This is a genomic window from Roseburia lenta (genome assembly GCF_014287435.1).
Lineage (GTDB): Bacteria > Bacillota > Clostridia > Lachnospirales > Lachnospiraceae > Pararoseburia > Pararoseburia lenta.
The window spans coordinates 89,740-108,084 of record NZ_JACOPG010000003.1 but is presented as its reverse complement, the minus strand read 5'-3'; the positions used below and the strand labels follow the sequence as shown (position 1 = coordinate 108,084).

At 45.2% G+C, this 18,345-nt stretch carries 8 protein-coding genes and 1 riboswitch; of the genes, 2 read left to right on the top strand and 6 right to left on the bottom strand.

Annotated elements, in window-relative coordinates:
• Positions 1-6: 6 nt before the first annotated feature.
• Positions 7-2,202, bottom strand: coding sequence for an LTA synthase family protein (locus H8R94_RS08005; RefSeq protein ID WP_186854352.1), 2,196 nt, complete (start codon positions 2,200-2,202; stop codon positions 7-9).
• A gap of 208 nt (positions 2,203-2,410) precedes the next feature.
• Between H8R94_RS08005 and H8R94_RS08000 the strand changes: the two genes are divergently transcribed.
• Positions 2,411-4,963, top strand: a complete 2,553-nt coding sequence (locus H8R94_RS08000; RefSeq protein WP_186854351.1) for a hypothetical protein — start codon at positions 2,411-2,413, stop codon at positions 4,961-4,963.
• A 47-nt stretch (positions 4,964-5,010) separates the two neighbouring features.
• Here H8R94_RS08000 and H8R94_RS07995 read toward each other — a convergent pair whose 3' ends face one another.
• Complete coding sequence (locus H8R94_RS07995) at positions 5,011-6,180, bottom strand: cation diffusion facilitator family transporter (RefSeq protein ID WP_186854350.1); 1,170 nt, start codon at positions 6,178-6,180, stop codon at positions 5,011-5,013.
• 120 nt (positions 6,181-6,300) lie between these two features.
• Positions 6,301-6,403: riboswitch (TPP riboswitch) on the top strand.
• 36 nt (positions 6,404-6,439) lie between these two features.
• Here H8R94_RS07995 and thiT point away from each other — a divergent pair.
• A complete protein-coding gene (thiT, locus tag H8R94_RS07990; protein ID WP_118281460.1) occupies positions 6,440-7,099 on the top strand; it encodes an energy-coupled thiamine transporter ThiT in 660 nt (219 codons plus the stop codon).
• A 74-nt stretch (positions 7,100-7,173) separates the two neighbouring features.
• Here thiT and H8R94_RS07985 read toward each other — a convergent pair whose 3' ends face one another.
• The 4 genes from H8R94_RS07985 to H8R94_RS07970 form a co-directional block, all read right to left on the bottom strand.
• On the bottom strand, positions 7,174-7,881 hold the full coding sequence (locus H8R94_RS07985) for a lysoplasmalogenase family protein (protein WP_118535453.1): 708 nt from the start codon (positions 7,879-7,881) through the stop codon (positions 7,174-7,176).
• A 2-nt stretch (positions 7,882-7,883) separates the two neighbouring features.
• Positions 7,884-9,164 carry a leucine-rich repeat domain-containing protein gene (locus tag H8R94_RS07980; protein ID WP_186854349.1) on the bottom strand — a complete coding sequence of 427 codons (1,281 nt, stop codon included), beginning with the start codon at positions 9,162-9,164 and terminating at the stop codon, positions 7,884-7,886.
• A gap of 63 nt (positions 9,165-9,227) precedes the next feature.
• The gene (locus H8R94_RS07975) at positions 9,228-10,331 is read right to left on the bottom strand and encodes a class B sortase (protein ID WP_118281457.1); all 1,104 of its coding nucleotides are present in this window, start codon (positions 10,329-10,331) and stop codon (positions 9,228-9,230) included.
• A 9-nt stretch (positions 10,332-10,340) separates the two neighbouring features.
• Positions 10,341-18,305 (bottom strand): fibronectin type III domain-containing protein, encoded by a 7,965-nt coding sequence (locus H8R94_RS07970; RefSeq protein WP_186854348.1) that lies wholly within the window; start codon positions 18,303-18,305, stop codon positions 10,341-10,343.
• Between the last annotated feature and the right edge of the window lie 40 nt (positions 18,306-18,345).

Genomic DNA, 18,345 nt, shown 5'->3' with positions numbered 1-18,345 from the left:
TATTCTTTAATTCTGTGAAGATTCATCGTCTGCTTCCAGATCATCCTCATCCGGCTGCTCTGCGCTTCCCGGCGTATCGGATACATAATTCGGATCTACGACCGTGAACTCATTGGATTCACGGAAGATTGTATTGCTGGATCCTACCTGGCATACCGTGATGGTATCGCCATTTTGTACCGCAGATGCCTTGATCGTCAGGCACTGCCCACTCTCGTAATTGGTCGTAACCTTTTCTCCATTGACATAGACTTTACTCCACTTGGTAAAGTTGGAACCATAAATGTGCAACTTGCCGTCAAAGAAGTATGCACGGTCGATCACAACATCAGATACACCCATTTCCAGATCGGTGGCAGGATATTTATCCTCGCCGTTATAAGCGTAGCGCTTTCCGTATAAGATATCATACTGCAGGGCTTCCAGATCTGTCATATATTCCGGTGTTCCGGCTCTGACACCTGCTGCTATCTTGCTCTGATGATAATTGGTCATGGTACCTTCATGGATACCCAGACGATTGAGATATTCAGAAACCAACTGATAAGAAGTCAGATCCTGATCCTCTTTTGACATGCCAAAGTTGTTCCAGGTGAAATATTTGGTCTGGAAAAGATCTCCGGTAGCCACTTCGCTCTCAGTCAATCCCATGGTCGGCAGATGATCGCCAAACATGATGACCAATGTATCTTCATCACGTTTACTCAGTTCCTCGATATAGGACTGGATAAATTCATCTACGTTGTGAATCTGGTTGATGTAATATTCCCAAGCATAGGTCTGTTCCTGGGTTTTACCCTCGCAGGTAACACCAATGGCAGGATTTTCAATGACCTTGTAGGTCGGATAATCACCATGTGCCTCTACGGTAATGGTATAGACGAAATCCGGTCCCTCGGTAGAGTCCATTGCCTCTGTGGTGGCAGGTGTTAAGATATCATCGGTCGGCCAGGAGCCCAGCGGTGTATAATCGGTAATATCCAACATTTCCTTACTCTGGAAAGTGTCAAAGCCCATCATGGAAAAGGCATTGGCACGGCTGTAGAAATTACCACCGTTATTGTGTACGACATGGCTGCTGTAACCAAGGTTGCGCAGATCGCCTGCAAAACTTTCACAGTCTGTCTTCTTTAAGATCGTCTTTTGCGGATATTCACCAGGTCCAAAGAAGCGGCAGGACATACCGGTCAGAACTTCAAACTCGGAATTGCAGGTGCCGGCACCGACAACTGGCACTGTCAGATGCCCGGTCGAGAAATTCTGTTCCAGATAATGCACATATGGGATCGGGTCCTCGGAAGTCTCGATAAAGTTTGCCTCACTGACATCAAAGAAAGACTCCAGAAGGATAACGACGATATTCGGTCGGTCTTCTTCCTTGATCGTGGATGCGCCCTGCTTGGTCTCGTCTACGATCGCAGAAATGGACTCCTGATCATAATTCTTAGGCTCGGACATACCACGATTAAAGATACTGGTAGAAAATCCATACAGATATCCATAATCCAGATAGCCCTGTGCTAAGTTACCAAAATAACAGGAAAGTACGCCCTGGCCCTGCAAAGTAGAAGTCGTCACCGGAACACTGGCAAAACATCCCACGATAAAGAGCAATTTGACCCAATACGGAAAACGCGGCTTTAACTTTTTGCCTTTGATAAAGATGCGAACCATCCAAAGTGTATATAATAAAAGTGCTACTACCGAAATGGCTGCCTGCTGCGAGGTAAAATAATTGGTATTCTGCATGGTAAGCAGATCACCGATCATGGAAATATCCGTAAATCCAAATGGTGTTACACGGTTGAGCAGGATAATGCAGTTGGTGATACCCAGTGCAACAAATACGGCACTGATACACATACGCATAAAGGTCTGTCTGCTGATAAGGTAACATAGAGAATAACACACAAAGATCAGATAGGAGTTATACAGATAGGCTCCGGTATGATTGGTGACAAATCCCCACGCTTCTATAAAAGAGTGACGAGACAACCATTCCATGACAAAACACATGATCAAAGATAATGGGATGTGCTCGATCAGAGAATAGCGGTTCAACCAATCGTTTATCTTTTGCAACCGCTCGTTTTCACGGATCTTTTGTACGAATTTCGGTGTCGGTATCCTGGACTTGACTGCCGACCACTTATTGCCAAGAGATTTAAAGAAACCTCCGATTTTTGAAAATACTGCTTTCATATTGCCTCCAAACAAAAATACTCTTTTGCGTCACATCTTTTAAGTATAGTTAAAAATGTGACAAAAATGTGAAAGTCCAAAATCGAACAAGACACATTTCGCAAAGAGTGATAAAATTATAGCATGTTGGCTTGTCATTTGCAAGGAAGCCAGCGAAACTAGAACATTGGCCCCCGGGTCATAGAGCATAAAATAGGGATAAGGAATTATGAAATTAAATTTTAGAGAAAAAGGTATACCAAAATGGATTCGTCATAGATTGTTGGTATTATTTCTTATATTTACAGGAGCACTGATCGTTTTCCAGATCCTCCTGAATTTGGGCGAGGAAGAAAAAAAGGTCACGATGGCAGAAGCTACACTTCCTCTTGTTGGTGTGCAGACTTACGATCACACCATGGGGGAACTGCATGGCTACCGTACCCAGATGGACGCCTGCTATATGCGTGATGCCCTGATTCCGCTTGACTCCAAGCGAAAAATGGATCTGACCATCAACACCTATGGCTATGATGTGGACAGCGTCTCCTATGAAGTGCGCAGTCTGGATACCCAGCGCAAGATCGCAGACACCAAGGTTTCCGATTGGAACAAGGATGGCAATACCTGGACCAAATCTTTACAGATTGAAAATCTGGTGGATGAGGGGCAGGAATACCTCTTTATCCTAAAATTACACTGTAAGAGTGATGATCTTTACTATTATACCCGTATCACGCTGCCTGAGGAGACCTACGCCAAGAAGTGTCTGGAATTTACCGATAGTTTCCATAACGTGTCCATGAGCGACCAATACGAACTCCTGGCATCTTATATAGAGCCAGCAGACTATACAGACAAAAACGATCTGGGTAACGTCAATATCAATTCTTCCATCGATCAGATCGGCTGGCGTGGATTTGCAGGCAAACAGGTGGGCGATCCGCTGGTATCCTTTACCGACATCAACGACACCTACGCTTCCCTTGTCTATACCTACCAGATGGCTGAGGAGGCTGACGGCGCGACCAATTATTATAATGTAGAAGAATATTATAAAGTCCGCTATACCGACCAGCAGATCTACCTGCTGGATTATCAGCGCAGCATGGAGCAGATCATCGATACGGCATCTGTGAACGTGAGCGGCAATATCTTATCGGTCGGCGTGACCAGTGATACTACCGGGTACCTGTCCAATGAGACCGGCACGATCGTTAGTTTTGTGCAGTCCGGTCAACTCTTTGAATACAACCAGAACAAGCAGACCTTTACCAAAGTCTATGGCTTTATTGATGATCCGACAGATGCCAGACAAAGTTACGGACAACACAATATCCGCATCTTAAATATTGATGAGACCGGAAATATGGACTTTGTTGTTTACGGCTATATGAACCGCGGTCAACACGAAGGCGAAAGCGGCATTGATCTCTACCATTATGACAGCATCAAGCAGGAAGCCATTGAACAGGTATTTATTGCGACCACACATTCTTATCAGATCTTAAACGCAGATTTCAGTGATCTGCTTTACGAAAATGCTGATGGTGACTTTTATATCATGATGGGCGGCACCCTTGCCAAAGTCGGTCTGGATGACCTGTCCACCAAGGAACTGATCACAAACCTGAAATCCGACCAGTATGCCGTGTCTTCCTCCGGCCGTTATGTAGCATGGATGACAGAAGATGATGTAGCAGACCAGATCTCCATCATGGATCTGGAAACAGAAAAAGTACGCACGATCGATGCTGCCAAGGGAACCAAGATCAAGCCACTGGCATTTATGACAGAAGACTTTGTATACGGGATTGCAAACGAAAGCGATATTTCAACAGATGCAGCCGGAAGTGCCGTCTATCCAATGGCAAAAGTCGAGATCATCGATACGTCCAGTGACAATTTCACACAGTTAAAAGAATATGCCAAGGACGGTATCTATGTGACCGGTGCGACCAAGTCCTCCTATACCCTTTATCTGGATCGCGTAACAAAACAGGATGGCACATATGTGACAACCACCCAGGATACTATAAAAGATACTGCAGGCGAGCAGAATAAGACGGTATCCCTGGTAAAGACTGCCAGCGATACGCAGGGGCTGGCTACAACCTATGTCATGGCAGATCTGGAAGATGGACAGTCTATCCATAGTCTGGCAGCCGGGGATGCAAGCCTGGCGACCATCAACGACACCAAGAGCATTTCTATTTCTACGACCGAGGAACAGGAAACCTACTTTGTGTATGTCGGCAACCGTGTTACTCTGACAACGCAGAACCTGAACAAAGCCATTATGGCTGCAGATGCGGATATGGGACTGGTCGTTGACAACCAGCAGCGCTATATCTGGAACCGTGGCAAGAAATCCTACGTCAACGCTTTCAACGACATTGAAGCCAGCGCATCCGACCGAAAGGCAAGCACATCCGCCGGCTGTATCAGCGCCATCCTGCAAAGCGAAGGCATCAGCGGCGAAGTACACGCTCTTTTAGACCGAGGCGAAACACCAATGTCCGTATTGCAGACTTCCCTCAAGGATAAACTGGTCTTAGACCTGACCGGATGTACCTTGAGCCAAGCATTGTATTATGTCAGTCAGGGAACGCCGGTCTATGCGAGAACCGGGGATGACGCCGCCCTGCTGATCATTGGCTATGATGCCGCCAATATCATCGTTTATCATTCCGATACCGATCAATACACCAAGATGTCGACAGACAATGCATCTCAGGTCTTTGAAAGCGCAGGAAATGTATTTATTAGTTATGTAGATTAAAAGAGAAGGTTTGGCAAATAAAAACTTTGTCAAACCTTCTTTGTATTTTATATATATTTACGATCGATATTGATTGCTATAAAGTACTCTTTGCCGATTTGCTCCGAGACTCTCTTTTGCAGTTGCACTGTGATCTCATGTTCTGTCATCTTGACCTGATAAGGCACGACCACATCAAAGACCAGATTCGTATGCGTATGTCCGAAAACAACTCGAAAATCGTGAATAGAAGCCTTTTCATTCCAGTCCTCCACGATCTTTTTTACCGACTCGCGTAACTGATCCAAACGAGGATCATCGGTCACTACCGGATCCATATGGATAACTGCCTCGCAATGCAATTCTTCTTTCAAAATGTGTTCTGTCCGATCGATCACATCATGCGAGATCATAACATCTACGCTTGCCGGAACTTCTGCATGTAGAGAGATCATAAGGCGTCCCGGTCCATAATCATGTACCACAAGGTCATGCACACCTATGATTCCATCTTGCGCCATTACAATCTCCTCTATGCGATCAACAAAGCCTGCTTCCGGCGCCTGCCCTAAAAGTGGGTCTACGGTCTCCTTCCCGGCAGATAAACCTGCCCAGATAACGATCAGGGCAACAATCAAGCCGCAATAACCATCAATATGTAAGGAACTGAATTCACAAAAGATCGTAGATACCAGGACAATAAAAGTTGCCAGAGTATCACTCATACTGTCAGTTGCCGTTGCTCTCATGGCAGCAGAATCCAATTTATCTGCCAAGGATCGATTATAATACGCCATATAGAGTTTTACAGCAATGGACACAAGCAGGATAATGATCACCAGCGGTGAAAAATCCATGTCTTGTGGATGGATAATCTTCTCTACAGAATCCCTCAAAAGTTCAAAGCCCATGATCACAATAATGGCTGATACCAATAGGCCTGACAGATATTCGAGTCTGCCATGTCCAAAAGGATGTTCGGGATCCGGATCCGCAGACGATAATTTAAAGCCAAGCAGGGTGATCACGGAAGACCCGGCATCAGATAAGTTATTAAAGGCATCTGCTGTGATCGCAATCGAATGGCTCATCAATCCTGCAAAAAATTTAATCCCAAAGAGCATGGCATTGAGCAGGATACCTACACAGCCACTCAGTATGCCATAACGTTCCCGCACATTTATATCTTCGTAGTTTTTATAATCTTTGATAAACATCTTTGCCAATAGTCTGACCATATATTTTCCTCTTTTCTATAGGATATGCCTGTTTATCCATCCTGCATCTCCTATTGCGTCGGTTGACTTTCTAATGAACTACTGCTATACTAACAAACGACAAAAAACAAATCAATACAAAATCTATGCTAGGGGTGCCTTTTGGGGCTGAGAGATGTCTTGACATCGACCCTTATTACTTGAACCGGGTAATACCGGCGTAAGGAAGCTTAGTTCCTGACTGATCTCCTAGCATGTACAAATGAAGGGAGATTTTTTTATGAGTTTTTTTGTAACAGCAAACGCAGATGGTGCTTATGATCTCACCACTGCCGGCTACACCGCGCTGATCTTAGTATTCATTGCACTTCTTCTCGCAGGTGCTGCTGTCTTTGGCACCAAGAAGAAGATGAGCACCAAGCAGTTGGTATTTTCCGCTATGGCGATTGCACTTGCTGTAGTTACCTCTATGATCAAATTATTTGACCTGCCTATGGGCGGCTCTGTCACACTCTTTTCCATGCTCTTTATCGTCCTGATCGGTTACTGGTATGGATTTGGCGGCGGTCTTACAGCAGCCCTGGCTTACGGCGTATTACAACTTCTGATCGATCCGTATATCCTGAGTTTCCCACAGATGCTGGTTGATTACATCTTAGCATTTGGTGCTCTTGGTCTTGCAGGTCTTTTCCACAATTCCAAGCACGGGCTCATCAAGGGTTATATCGTCGCCGTATTAGGACGTTACTTCTTCGCTTTCCTGTCCGGCTGGATCTTCTTTGGCATGTATGCACCGGATACCTTCCCAAATGCCGTTGTTTACTCACTGGTTTACAATGGTTCTTATCTGGGAGCAGAGGCAATCATCACTTTGATCGTGATCGCTATCCCACCGGTTGCAAAGGCATTGGAAACCGTGAAAAAACAAGCCATTTCTTAATATGTTTTCTATAAAGACTCTGAAAAAAGAACTTCCCACAATATGGGAAGTTCTTTTGCTTGTGTTCTATTCTCTTAAAAGGCTGCAAAATATAAAATGCTGATATCAAATGCCAAAATACCATAATAATAAGTTGCCAGATTTAAATAGTGGATCTTGCCACGATTTTCCGGCTTACGGAACTTGTAAAAGTACAAAAAGATGATCGTAAAATCGGAGATAAAAAAGGCGATACCTCCAAAGCCGATCCAGCCGGAAGCAAGTCCCGGGCAGAGTGCCATATATTGTGTGCTCTTGGATAGCATGAGCGACAGAAAGACGCAATATATCGCTGCCGGAATCGCCAGTCTTCCCATGTGCAGATGCATCAGACGCTTCACAAAGAAGAAGGCTGCCAGCGATACGACCGGCAGGAAGATGTTCCACCATGTGAGCCTTGCATCTATACGGAAGAAGCAGATCAAAAATCCCATATGTGCCAGAAGAAAGACAATCATGCCTGCTAGCATATGCTTGCGCCTGCTCCTGATCTGGTATAGCCCCATAAAGAGATCTCCGACCGCACACAGAACCAATGGCACCAGCATCATATAAAAATACTGCATATGGTCGCTGACAAAGGCAAACATGACTGCGATCACAACAAAGGATACACTACACAACATCTTGACCGGTACATAGTATTTCTGCTTGTAGCGCGGCAAAGCCGCTACCAAAAGCCCGGCAAATTCCAGCGTATAGATTATTGTCACAATCCCTTGTGCCATCATTCTTGTAAACATGTTTATGATCTATCCTTATGATTCTGGCTTAAATATTTCATCTTGTTGAAACGGCTGTATAGAATAACCCCAATACCACCGGCAAAGATTGCAATGCAAAGGAAGTATCTCGGATCAATACCATCTGCGGTCGTTGGTGTCGCATCTTTTGTATGGGATGCAGTGCCCCCGTTTGTCGCGCTCTTGATCACTCTGCCGTCTGCGGTTGTCACAGAACCGTCTGCGTGGGTAATGGATCCGTCCGGGTTCACAACATCGCCGTCGGAAGTACCATTATTGCTGCCGTTGTCTCCATTATTGGCACCATCGTTGTTGCCATTATTATCGCCGTTGGTGTTACCACCGCTATTATTGTTATTATTATCGTCATTATTGTCATCGTTGTTATCATCATCCTGGTTATCTCCCAAGACAACAAAGACAATATTGTTATCCTTAGCATACTTTTCTGCTGCGGAACCGGAAACACCATAAATAGTAGATGGTGTCCACGAACTCTGCGCCGCGATCGATGTCACGGATGCAGGGATGGTGATAGTCTCAACACCACTGTCAGTAAAAGCATTGGCTTCGATCGTGGTCACACTATTTGGAAGGGACACGGTAGAAATACCGGTGCAGTCCTGAAGCGCGCCTGTGCCGATCGTTGTCGTGCCTGCTGCTATTGCCAAAGAAGTCTTGCCTTCCGGAACTAACAAAAGGCGGGTCTTTGACGCATTGTATAAACATCCATCCGAAGATGCATAAGCACCATTGCCGGATGCCACTGAGATATTGGAAAGATTGCCGCATCCGCTGAAAGCATCCGTAGAAATACTGCTGACACTTGCCGGAATGCTGACAGAACTAAGCGATGCACATCCGTAAAAAGCATTGCTGCCGATCGAGGTTGCACTATCCGGGATCGTAACAGATCCAAGGGATAAACACTCACGGAAGGTCTCTTCCGGGATCCCATTCAAAGAAGAACTGAGGGATACTGACGCAAGAGAAGTACATCCGCTAAATACACCTGTTCCCATACTGGTCACCGAACTCGGCATAACAACCGATGTAATGTCTTTTGATGCAAAGACTCCGGCATTGATTGTAGTCACACCATCCGGGATCGTAACGGCTCCGCCATTTCCTGTGTAATCTTCCAGAACTGTGCCATCATCACTCAGCACCAATCCGGATTCTGTCGCCTGGCTTGCATCTGAACTCTGACTGACGATCACCCAAACGGATAAGATCACAGACAGTGCGATCAGAAACCATCCAATTTTTGTACCTCTTTTCATTCTCTTATCTCCGTATAACTCTATTTCGAAATAAAAATCTACAACATCTAGTATATTATACACCTATTGTACTTGTTTGGCTACTACAAATAATCGTCCATCCTCGGTATAACTGTTACAGGTCGACAAGGTCAAAAGTTTATCCTGTAGTGTCAGACCATCCGCATTTCCATATACGGCAAGGGAATCTACATTTTGGATAAAATCTTCCAGATCCTGTGCGGAAGTCGAGGTGATGAAATCATAATAACGGTAAGCATCTTCATCCTGGTATTGGACTTTGGACAGCCCTACCGCAACGATCTCATAGGTTCTTTTCTCGTAGATGGTATTAAAATTGATGTATTTATGAGCATCCAGATAACCCTCTTGCAGATAATTTTTCAGCCCACCAAACATCATCCCGCTTTTCATGTTATGCCCATAGATAATGGTATTGATTGTCGGTTTTAAGATACTGCACCGCTCGTCCATGAAAATACTGCCGTTGGAGTTGGTCGCCTGGTCAAATCCATGGGTCAGATAGTAGGTGTTATCCTTCTGTACGACCGGATAATTGATCTCGGTATCGTCAATGGAGAGCCAGCCTACCATTTCCGGGTTCTGCTGTAAGAGTTCCGCATATTCTGGCAAAACACTTAAATTCTGCGTCTGCTCTTCCTGATCGGATGACGTATCTCCATTTTCTATAGAAGTATCTTCCTTCTTGGCATCGTCATTTTTGGAAGCATTATCCTGACTCTTTGGTGTTTCCACCTGATCTGCCAGTTTCTGCATCTGCCTTGTCGTCACAATGTCCCGGATCTCAGCAATTCCAAACACAGCAAAAGAGACAAGTGCCAAGATAATAAATGCAACACCAAGTATCTTCTGGTATTTTACCTTGCCCTCTGCCTCTTCTACAACGGCTTTGTCCTCCAACAGATCTACGGACTTATCCGCAACGATATCTGCCAGATGCGCAAAAAACTGATCGCCGATCGGTGACTTGAATACGATCTTGCCGCTTCGAATGTCATTGTAAAGACGCACTGCCACCTCGGGATCCTGTATATTTAATTCTTTGTTGATACATTCGATCTTGCGAACATCTTCCTGACCATCACGATATTCGTGAAAGGTCTGGAAGGTGTATTCGCCGATCTTATATTTTCCTTGTTCCTGCATGAAATATTCCTACTTTATAGTGATCGCTATTGTCTTTGAGTAATCTCCATAAACATAAGAACCATCCACCGGCTTGTATGCACGTACCTTGTAATAGTAAGTCTTGTTGCTGCCTACCTTGGTATCGGTATAGGCACCCTTGCCATTTGGTACAACGGCGATCTTCTTGTAAGTACCGTCTGCACTTGAACTACGATAGATCTCATAACCTGCTACCGTGTTGCTGCGGTTCCATGTAAGCGTCGCACTTCTCTTTGCCGTTGATGTGCCGACAAGATCATTGGTAGACGCCACCTTGGTATAAGCCGTTACCGACTGCATTTCGCCATAGGTCGTATTTCCACCTGCGGTCACATAAGATCTCACATGGAAGGTATAGGTCGTTGAGTTCTTCAAGCCATTTGCCACAAAGGATGTAGCCGATGTTGAGCCGTACTTGGTACGGTTGTCCTCACTGTAGATCTCATAACCGGTAGCCTTTCCGTTTTTCAGCCATGAGATCTGAATACCTGTCTCACTGGCTGCCTGAGCCTTTAATCCTACCATGACCGGGGCGATGATATTGAATTTCAATACGCTGGTTCCTGTGTAGTTGCCAAGTCCCTGTACGGTTGCTGTAGCAACGCCAGGATTTACATTGTTGTTGTAAGTAACACTGTATTCTTTTCCCTGGATCAACTCTTTACCATCATACAACAAGGTTGCTTTTGGTTCAATGGCTTTTCCGGTGTAGGTATTCTTGTTCAACTGAATGATATTGCATGCGTTGATATTCTTTGGAATGATCTCATAAGTTGCCTGTAAGACTTCTTTATTGCCGGCAAGTTCTACCGGAATAAAGGCTGTGATCGTTCCGACCGCAATGCAATCATCATTTGTAACATCCGCAATATCGGTCGTCTCCGCCTCTTCTGCACTCATACGTCCATAGACGATCTGGTCTGCATCATAAGCCACCTGGTTGCCGCTCGGATCCTCGATGACAAAGTCCGGTCGGATCGCTTTTCCGGTGTAGGTGTACTGGTTTGCATAACCTTTGACACGAAGCAGTGACATATCTGCGCTGATGGTGTAAGCACATCTTGCACTATCACTATAGTAAGATACCAGCGGTGTGATAATGACATAACCGCCTGTCGTGTAATTGTCATCAGAATAGTAGTCTACCTTGTAATCTACATCCTGCTCCAATACGTTGCCGCCACATTCTACGGTAACCGGTGGCTCTACTGCCTTTCCGGTGTAAAACTGTGGTTCAATGGTGACAATGGCATCTTTTAAGGATGCTACAATGTCAAATTCCTCGGTCACCTGACCTGTGTAATTGCCCTTTGCTACGGCTGTTACCGTCGCATGACCAGCCTTGGTATTATCTGTCAGTTCCAGATCATAATCGACGCCTGCCACCAAGGTCCATACCGGATCCACACCATTGTCATAGATCACGGATACGTCCGGTGTGATAGCACTTCCGGTGTAGGTAACGCGTTTATCATTTAATACCAGTTTAAAGTCTGAAATATCTTTTGCCCCAATGATGAATGCCTGGCTCTTGGTCTCAGATCCCAATGCATAGTTGCCTTTCAGAGAAACCACCACAAATGCCGGACTGTTAATATTTCCGATATTCTCATTGTTGACATAAGTAATACTATAGTTGACCGGATCAATCTCTGTCTTTGTGGAGATCGCGGTATCATATACCTTTACGCCCGGTGTGATGGCACTACCGGTGTAAGTCGTCACATAATTGCCATCCTCGTCCTGTGGCAGGTCTAATACCACATTGATCTCGGATGCCTTTGCGACCTTTTGGTTGATGCGGTAATAAGTAAACGGCTTGCCATAGTAATTGCCAATTCCCTTGACCGCCAAGGTCTTTGTACCGGCATTGACACTATCCTCAATGTCGATCATTTCATAATCGGCACCTTCCTGTAATAAAGTGCCGTCTGAAAGATAGACTGCATAGGTCGGTACATGAGACTTACCGTCATAGGTAAATTCCTGCTGATCCTGTGCAATACGCACCTGTGCATCTGCGAGTGATCTACCGATATTGAAAGTCGCCGTTCTGCTGTCTGTGTAGTTGCCCTTACCGGTGATCGTTACCGTCGGCGCTGCGTCTGTATCATCCTTAGATGCGGAATTGATGTTATTCTTGAAGGTCAGGTCATAGTCTGTACCCTTGGTCAACTCCACGCCCCTTGTCGTATCCGTCACAACTACTGCCGGTTCTACCGCAGAACCACTGTAGTCCATATCCGGTACCGTCACGGTAATATCATCTTCTGTGATCGGCTTCGGTTCTACCGTAAAGGTAGGATTTAAAGAGCCATAGAAGTTATCTTTTCCAACGATCGAAATATTGTACTTTCCGGCATCGCGGATACCATTTCCATAGGAGATCGTGTAATCGGTACCTTCCTGTAAGATATAGGTCGTACCATCACCAACCGGACAAGAAACTTCAATTTCCGGTGTGATCACGCTTCCGGTATAGACTGCTGATGTCTTATCCAGTTTGACGGTTCCGCCGGCAAGATTTACCTTGGTAACTTCAAACTGTGCACTTCTGGATCCTGTGTAATTGCCAATTCCTGTAAATATAACAGATGCTTTGCTGTCAACAGAAACCTGCTCATTGTTGGAAAGTGTATAAGTGTAATCCACGCCTTCCTGCAAGGTATGTCCGTTATAAGTCAGGCTCATCTGCGGAACTACCGGATGTCCCCCGGCATAACCGGTGTCTGAAACCTTGACATTAATGTCACTTGCAGAAAGATCTTTCTGTGTGATCGTAAAGTATTTTGTCACGGCACCATAATAACTTCCTGCACCACTGATGGTCACAGATGCGGTTCCTACATTGAGGTTCTCTGCATAACTTACATTATAGTCCTTGGTCAGTGTCAGTGTCTTGCCACCATAGGTCACAACTACATTGGGCTGGATGTAATCTCCGGTGTAAGTCGTAGTCAGACCGGACAACTGACCGTCTAAGGTAATGTTCATGCCCGGATCTGCCAGATTGATACCCTTGATCTCGAAGTTTACAACCTGATTGCCGATAGATGCGCCATCTATGCTATTGATAACCACGGATGCTGTACCCGCGTCGATATTATTGGTATAGGTAAGACTATAGTCAACGCCTTCCTGCAAGACTTTTCCTGCACATGTTACCTGTGGTATCGGCTTGACCTCGCTGCCGGTATAAGAATAGGTATCATTCAAACCGGTAACCGTCGCCTTGGACAGATTATAATAAATATTAAAACGTGCTGTCTTGGAGCCGGTATAGTAAGTATCTGTACCGGAAACCTGGCGGATCACAATACTACCACTATTCGTACCAACATCTACATTGTTGCCGTACTCTATGGTATAATCTTCGCCCTCTTCCAATACCTGTGAACCAAACTGGACGATCGGTGTCGGCTTGATCTGCTTTCCGGTATAGTCATACTGATCATTGACATTGATCACTTCCACATTTTTCAGATCTCCAACAACCCTGATCGGGATCGTCTGACTTCCGATGCAGTAGTTCTTTCCGACAAAGATCAGTTGTCCCTCACCCGGTCTGTCACAGTTATACTGCTGGATCTCATAATTGGAAGAATCCAGATACATGGTATTCATATTTCCCGAACTGTCTACATTAGACTGGTTCTGATAAGTAATGCTGATACCGGCATCGGAGAACTGTAAGGTTCCGTTTGCCTGTAAACTATAGGTGGTCTGATATCCGCCAATGGTAAACTGACTGGTATTGCTCAAATTACCAATGATATTAAATCGCGCCGTCAGGGTTCCGCTGTAAGCACCTATTCCTTCAATCGCAATGGTCGCTCTACCCGGATTGACATTGTTACTATAAGTCAATGTATAATCTGTATTTTCTTTTAATACCACATCCCCATACATAAGGGAAAGGCTTGGCATGATCTTATCTCCGGTATACATCTGATCCGGGATCGCCTCTACTGTCACATTATCAGAAATACTCTTGGTAACAATAGAGAACTTCAAGTTGATCGTTCCGCTGTAGTTACCAATACCCACAATCATAACGGTAGGTGCATCTGCATCGCTCTTATCTGCAATGTTGATATTGTTCTTGTAGCCCTGTACCTTGTAATCCACATCCTGTTTCAAGACAGTTCCTGCGGTATTTGTGATTGTAATGCCACTGATATCCGGCTTGATCTCTTTTCCGGTGTATGTATAATCCGGCAGGGTGGTTGCGGACGGTGTACATGCGCTCAGGTCACTTGCCACGATCGTATAGGTCTGGCTCAGGGTTCCGCTGTAATGTCCGATACCCTTTGCCTGTACGGTATATGTACCAACATTTGGTCCTACCTCCGTCGCCGTGAACTGATAATCGGTCCCCTCAACCAACTGAATGGTCTTGCCGGATGCATTGTAGGTCACCTGGATCTGTGGTGTGATCTTATTTCCATCATAGACATACTCAAAGCCTGCCTCCGGATGGTTCGGATCAATGTTTGTAACGGTTACGGAAGACTCATTATCCAAAACAACCATGGTCACATAGTAGCGCTTGGTAATGGTTCCATAGTAGTCGCCAATACCTGTATAAGTGATAACAACGCTCTCTGTAGATCCCATACCACCGGCCTCGGTCGTATAGGTGACGGTGTAATCGGTATCTTCTTCCAGATCTGTTTCCTTGCCGTCTGCATCCGTGTAGGTCAGTTTCGATACCGGTTTGATGCTGTTGCCATCTGTATCTCTGCCCCAATATGGTACATAGTAATCCCCGGAAGATGCCGGTTTTAGGGTAGAGTCATCATAAGGGTTATGCAGTTCTACTGCTCCGCCCAGTGCCAGATTGCTTCCGATCGTATAGGTGATATTTCTGCTTCCGGTATAATTGCCAATACCTGTGATGGTTGCAATCTTTCCCTCGCCGGAAGTCTTACTGTCCTCACCTACGGATACAGTGTAATCGGTATCCTGTGTCAGAACCTTATTATTTAAGTTGGTGTTTACTACATTTACAACCGGCAGGCGATAGTCACCATTCTTAACCAGTTTCTGTGTATCTGTGATCGTAACACCGCTTGCTTCGGATGTAATGTCCTTTGGTGCGATCGTGTAGTAAATGGTCACGGTAGAGCCACCATAATTTCCTTTTCCGGTCACCACGATTGCCGGTGTCTTGGATGTGTTATTCTCATCATAACCTGCCGCGTTGATCGCATTCACGGAACTTGTCTTATAGTTTCCGCTCTTAGCGACTGTAGCGTCCCCATCCTTAACGGTCAGACTTGGCGAGATCGTTCTTCCTGTATATTCTGCAACATAGGTTGCCAGATAAGTATTCTCTGCAATCTGCTTGACCTCCTGTCCGCCCAGGATAAAGGTCAGATTTGAAAGCGACTTGGCAACAATGGAGAAATACTCGTCTCGTTCCTCCGTCAGGTTCTTCTCACCTGTGATGGTGATGGTTGCCTGACCAATGTTCTTATTATTACTGTAAGACAAGGAATAGTTTGCGTTTGAAATTTCACGCTTCGTTCCATCATCATCCTGATAATATAAGGTAATATCCGGTTTGATCTGATTTCCGGTATAAATCTGATCTGCGATCTTTTCCGGTTCTACAACCACATGACTATCTGTCAGACTCAGTTTTTGGATGGTAAAGGTAGCCTTTACACTACCGGTATAATTGCCAATACCATTTGCATAAACAGTTGCTGTTCCGGCATTGGTGTTATCCTCGTAGGAAAGTTCAAAATCCTGTCCTTCGACATAGGTCTTACCTATCTTGGTCAGAGTATATTCACCGGAAGATAAGGTAATCTCTTTTCCTGTATAGGTCTTCTTTGTAGAAACATTCAAAGTACCACTGATAGTCTGTGGCTTGATGGTAAAGGTCACGCGGATCTCTTTACCACTGTAATTGCCTGCACCCTTGATGACGGCAACCGCCTTCTGGTCATCTGTGCTTGCATTGATATTATTCTCATAGGAAACGGTATAGTCTGTTTTTGCTTTTAGCCAACTGCTGCCCATTTTTACGGAGACCGTTGGCTGGATCTCAGAACCTGTGTAGGTTGCTGTATAATCACTGGCATAACCATCATCATATGTGACGCTGTTATTTCCAATGCTGACAACCGCAGCCGTCTCAAAATCACCAAGGATCTGATACTGCTTTGTCACAGTACCCTGGAAGTTATTTCCGGCACCTGAGATTTCCACACTCATGGTACCAATGGCTGTATTCTTGCTATAGGTTACTGTATAATCCTGATCCTGAACCAGGGTATAAACAGAGTTGTCACGTGTTAAAGTAACTGTCATGACCGGCTCGATCTTCTTACCGGTATAGGCAAATGTAGTAGCAGCCACGCCATCGATGCTTGCCGTAATATCCAGTTTATCATCATCCTGTGCCTGCTCCAGATCACAACGGTTGATGTCAAAGCCTAAAACGATCGTTCCGGTATAGCCGTTTGCTTCCTTACCGGTGATGGTCACAGTTGCCCTGCCAACTTCTACATTGTTGGTATATTCAACATTACAATTATCGCCAAAGCCTTCGATCGCTTCGTTTGTTGTGGCATTCTTAAAGGTAACCGCCGGTTCCTTTGTCAAGCCGTCATAAGTATAAGAAGTCTGTGACAACTCAGCGCTTACGATCTGGCTGATATCAAACTTATTGTCAGATCCTGCCTTGATCTCATAATTATTGTAAATCTGTGCTCCTGTATAATTGCCAATACCGGTTACGGTAATATCGTACAGATAAACCAGTTGTCCGCTTTCTACCTGATTTCCTTTTAATACTGCTTCTGCTGTATAGTCCGTTCCAAAAGTAAGAGTCTTGCCCTCATCGGAATAGATACCGTTAGTGACCGTGTTGGATGCAATATCTACACTAAACTGTGCACCCGCATCCTTTGGCAAAGCCTTTGTACCGATCGTATAGGTCAGTTCCTTGCTATAGCCTGCATAATCACCAATACCTGTGATCTTTGCGACTGCTTCCCCTGCGCTGGTACTGCCATTATAGGTCACATTATACTGACTTCCCTGTGTTAAAACTGTACTACCGCATTTTACAGTAACTGCCGGTTCTACCGCTTCTCCTGTATAAGTATAAGTTCCTTCTGCGATGGATGCCTCTAAGATATTGACTTTGATACTTGCAGTACTGCTTGTTCCGACTGCTGATACTGTCACATTTCCGCTGCCACTGGTCACATCGGCATTAAGAGAAATCGTTCCATCTGCATTTACCGTAAATGGCGCACCTGCATCTACCGTATAGATAAGTGTACGTTTCAAGGCTGGTGAAAGGCTTGCCTGAACCGCTGTCTGTGTGTCCGTTGCGTCTATGGCGATGGTAGATTGACCGGCAGTGACAGTGGTGTTATCTGAAACTGCATCCGCGCCTACATCAGAAAGCCCGGTCTCTATCATACCGTCACGTCCATCCCAGGCGCTTTCATAATAATAGCCGCTACCGGATGCCGTATAGTAATAGATAGCATCGCTGACACTGGTGAAGTTAAAGACAACCGCATAGGTCTCACCGGAAGATAAATAAATTCCCGCTCCGCTCAGATCCAGAGAAAGTTCTCTTGCAGATGCGCTCTCCGATGTTCCATCCATATGCTGCTGGGCACTGGTATAGCGTAAGACTCCACTGGTCGGATCACTGGCATCTGCCAGATTTTGATAGACCGAAACGGTATAATCTACGCTCTGCGCCACATCCATGTCCACTTTCATGGCTGCACGATCCAGCCTCTGATAATCTTTTGTCGCGCTGCCAATCTGTGCATATTGTCCTTCTTCCAGCAATGTTTCGCCAATATTTGACGTGTAGTCCGCGAACAGATTGCTTCCAATCGACAGTGTCGAGACAACCATCAGCGCCGCCAGCACTCCTGCTAAAATTCTTTTCTTTACATCCTTGTACATACTCATAGAGCCCCTTTCACCAAGTTCTTCTCTATTTTTCACGCCC

Excerpts from the sequence above, each read along its gene's own strand:
- H8R94_RS07995 (WP_186854350.1), bottom strand. The coding sequence starts at position 6,180 with ATGGTCAGACTATTGGCAAAGATGTTTATCAAAGATTATAAAAACTAC.
- H8R94_RS07970 (WP_186854348.1), bottom strand. The coding sequence starts at position 18,305 with ATGAGTATGTACAAGGATGTAAAGAAAAGAATTTTAGCAGGAGTGCTG.
- H8R94_RS07975 (WP_118281457.1), bottom strand. The coding sequence starts at position 10,331 with ATGCAGGAACAAGGAAAATATAAGATCGGCGAATACACCTTCCAGACC.
- H8R94_RS08005 (WP_186854352.1), bottom strand. The coding sequence starts at position 2,202 with ATGAAAGCAGTATTTTCAAAAATCGGAGGTTTCTTTAAATCTCTTGGC.
- H8R94_RS08000 (WP_186854351.1), top strand. The coding sequence starts at position 2,411 with ATGAAATTAAATTTTAGAGAAAAAGGTATACCAAAATGGATTCGTCAT.
- H8R94_RS07980 (WP_186854349.1), bottom strand. The coding sequence starts at position 9,164 with ATGAAAAGAGGTACAAAAATTGGATGGTTTCTGATCGCACTGTCTGTG.
- H8R94_RS07985 (WP_118535453.1), bottom strand. The coding sequence starts at position 7,881 with ATGTTTACAAGAATGATGGCACAAGGGATTGTGACAATAATCTATACG.
- thiT (WP_118281460.1), top strand. The coding sequence starts at position 6,440 with ATGAGTTTTTTTGTAACAGCAAACGCAGATGGTGCTTATGATCTCACC.